Annotated in this window: 4 protein-coding genes and 1 pseudogene; 2 read left to right on the top strand and 3 right to left on the bottom strand. The window is 44.2% G+C overall.

What is annotated here, in order from left to right; genetic code table 11:
- Together F6K46_RS38965 and F6K46_RS38960 are read right to left on the bottom strand one after the other, a co-directional pair.
- Positions 1–299: pseudogene (locus tag F6K46_RS38965) on the bottom strand (hypothetical protein); the annotation flags it as partial.
- A gap of 401 nt (positions 300–700) precedes the next feature.
- The gene (locus F6K46_RS38960) at positions 701–868 is read right to left on the bottom strand and encodes a hypothetical protein (RefSeq protein ID WP_293053349.1); all 168 of its coding nucleotides are present in this window, start codon (positions 866–868) and stop codon (positions 701–703) included.
- Positions 869–1,169: 301 nt separating this feature from the next.
- Here F6K46_RS38960 and F6K46_RS38955 point away from each other — a divergent pair, with 301 nt between their 5' ends.
- Both F6K46_RS38955 and cysE read left to right on the top strand, forming a co-directional pair.
- Positions 1,170–1,637, top strand: a complete 468-nt coding sequence (locus tag F6K46_RS38955) for a hypothetical protein (protein WP_293053347.1) — start codon at positions 1,170–1,172, stop codon at positions 1,635–1,637.
- Between the two features lie 110 nt (positions 1,638–1,747).
- Positions 1,748–2,512 carry a serine O-acetyltransferase gene (gene cysE / locus F6K46_RS38950; protein ID WP_293053344.1) on the top strand — a complete coding sequence of 255 codons (765 nt, stop codon included), beginning with the start codon at positions 1,748–1,750 and terminating at the stop codon, positions 2,510–2,512.
- 131 nt (positions 2,513–2,643) lie between these two features.
- Here cysE and F6K46_RS38945 read toward each other — a convergent pair.
- Positions 2,644–3,170, bottom strand: a 527-nt coding sequence (locus F6K46_RS38945) for an Npun_F5749 family FMN-dependent PPOX-type flavoprotein (RefSeq protein ID WP_293118106.1), incomplete at its 5' end; no start/stop codon positions are given.

The following is a 3,170-nucleotide window of genomic DNA, read 5'->3' as shown; positions in this document are numbered from 1 at the left end:
CAGAACTGATTGGGGCAGCAGTTCCAGAGCTTCAAAGCTATTTGGGATAGCTGGCGGTTTGATTTCCATGGTTCTACACTACTACTCATCCTTCCCTTTTTGTCAACCCCATCACCTGAATGCTTACGAGCAAATTCACTCAAAGGCAGAATTTCAAAGCCTTCTATAGAAGCGATCGCAACTTCTTGCCGTTCTCGGACATCAATAAGCTGTAACTGCTCCGGGGAATCTGCCATCTGCCTTGCCAGTTGTTCAACACTGATTTCAACAAGAGGTTGATCAAACGATTGAGCGACCATAGGACGGAAATAGCTGTAACGCGCTTGTTTTCTTAGTTTTGACCTTTATTCTACCTCTAGTCATCCCAATTTCATTGATTCGCCCTCAAGATAATGAGCAGGTGATGGGGTGATCGGGTGTGGTGGCTGATTAATATGTAGCAATATTTAAAGTAGTTACCATAAGCATTAACATCAGCTTTAAGTCGTCAGCTATCATTTATAAAATAAACATCGAAGACGATAATTTAATATAGCAATTCTACGATTTTTGAGGTACAATTATGGTTTTTAGGGAGCAGGGAGCAGGGAGCAGGGAATAGGGAATAGGGAAAAAATAATGTATATCTCATGAGTCCTATAAACGCTATAGTTATAGAGTTTACAGAATTAAAAAATTGGGCATTTCTCCATCTAATTATTCAGGCATTTACTGATAGCTGTTCGCGTAGCGCTAATCGCTGCTCGCTTACTTTAGTATCTACAGAAGCTAGCTGATAACTGATAAGTAACTGGACAAAAATAAACCTCACTTCTTGATGCAAAGCGCGAATGGGGGAAACCGCCAAGACCGCGCTACCTCGCTGCATCGCTGTATTAACTTGTGTAAAGTTGCCAAAAGCCCCTCTGCTCCCTGCTCCCTGCTCCCTGCTCCCTATTTCAACAGTTAATTTTACTTTTGTCCGACTACTTAGATCATTGCTAAGGAATAAATTAACGCCACCGGTATCAATTAATAATCAATGTGGCAGATAGCAGAGTGTCACAGGTATTCCTATCAAACAACAGAGGTTTATAGGAAAATCTAAGTAAGTACTGTAATTTTTTATAGTTTACTCGTACTCAAATAGGGAGGAAATAGTAACAACTAGTCTTAGGAGGGTTTTGACAATGGTACGACAAGGTGTTAGAGGAGTCATAGCTTTAATAGTAGCCCTCTGTTCTATGCCAGTTTTATCCCAGACAGCGAATTTTGCTTCTTTAAACTTATCACCTGGTTTTTCCCCAAGTCAAGGACAGGTCAGTGGTCACACCGGTGGTGCTTACTCGTTGTCATCGATGGCAAATAGCGATCGCAACAATGATCCCTGTATCGGTTTTGGAGACCCTACTCCCGATCACCTAATGGTTTTGGAAGCAAATTTCCCCAGTTTAACTATAGGGGTCAACACAGGGGGAAAGGATACCACTTTACTAATTCAGTTTCCCAACAATCAGATCCTTTGTGGGGATGATACAGGTTCTAAAAAAGATGCCAGCATAACAGCACAAAATTGGCCAGCTGGCACATACCAAATCTGGGTCGGTGCCTTTGAGGGAGGACAACGCTGGGATTACACCCTGACGGCTCAAGAATAACCAGCAACAGATGCGGCACTTTCATCAGGGGGTTTCTTCCACTCACTATTCCATCAAGACAAGGTAAACTAGTTAGTAATTTGTTCAAGCATTAATTATGGTGACCCCTAGTGCTATCTGCCCTGATTGCTGACTTCCGTATTATCTTTGAGCGTGACCCAGCTGCTCGGAACTGGCTGGAGGTTTTGTTCTGCTACCCCGGTCTACAGGCTCTGCTGTTCCATCGCTCTTGTCACTGGTTACATGTGATTGGGATTCCATTCATTCCTCGACTGCTCAGTCAGTTATCCCGATTTGTTACAGGTATTGAAATTCATCCGGGTGCCACAATTGGTCATGGTGTCTTTATCGACCATGGTATGGGTGTGGTGATTGGAGAAACCGCTATTGTGGGAGACTACTGTCTAATCTATCAAGGTGTTACCCTCGGCGGTACAGGAAAGGAAAGTGGTAAGCGTCACCCTACTCTAGGAGAAAATGCGGTAGTGGGAGCTGGTGCTAAGGTGCTAGGGAATATCCAAATTGGTAATAATGTCCGCATTGGTGCTGGGTCAGTGGTCTTGCGAGATGTTCCTTCCGATTGTACTGTGGTCGGTATACCAGGTCGGATTGTCTATCGTTCCGGTGTACGAGTCAATCCCCTTGAACATGGTAGCTTGCCTGACTCAGAAGCCAAAGTAATTCGAGCGTTAGTAGACCGGATTGAGTCTCTCGAACAACAGCTACAAGAGTTAGCTCAGCAAAGATCTTCCATGGCATCAATGATATCTGATCACTCTTCAACACCAGATGCTCCAGAGAAGGGGGCTAATGCCCCATGTTGTGATCTCCAAGATAAAGAAATTCGGCAGTTTTTAGATAGTTATGGGATTTGATCTAGTCGTTGAATGTTAGCAGGTTAAAGGTTGAAGGTTTTACCTGTCGTTGCTGTTGGCTCTAGACAGGCAATCGGATTAGTAACACAATAGAATATTTTAACCACACCCATTTTGGTGTGACGCCGAAGCTAAGGATTAACAGCTTTTTGAAACCACTCCCCAGAACTGTCTTGGTAGTAAAGCCATCGGTTTTGGGGCAAACCCTGCAACGCTAGGTGATCCACCTTGACTGGTGCGAGCAATAATAGGCAAAAATTTGGCAAAGGCTGATCTAGGGCAGGTGGCGGTGGGGAAAAGGCTTGTTTATCTGCTACTCTAGCAACACCAGGATCAGGCCAAGCAAATTGTAAACGAGCTGCATCGGAAAGATTTTGCCAAGTCTGTTGGCGGACTTGTTTAAGTCCTTCGTCGGGATAATCAGCAGTGATCAGGGTCAACTGGCCTGCTAAACGAAATTGTTCGCGAGTGTTGGGAAAGTACCAACAAACTTCTCCCCAGGGATGATGATTAATATCGTGAATTTTCTGGCTACGGGTATCGGTAATAACTTTGAGTTGGTTGGAGTTGTCCAAAAAACCCCGAAAAACTACGGTGCGGTTAGCAGGATAGCCCTTGGGGTCAACCGTTGCCAGTTGAAAGTAACGAGCATAAGCTA

It is taken from the genome of Moorena sp. SIO3E8 (genome assembly GCF_010692445.1).
In the GTDB taxonomy this organism is placed as follows: Bacteria; Cyanobacteriota; Cyanobacteriia; order Cyanobacteriales; family Coleofasciculaceae; genus Moorena; species Moorena bouillonii.
Note: the sequence above shows the minus strand (reverse complement) of the source record. Positions and strands in the feature narration are given on the sequence as shown.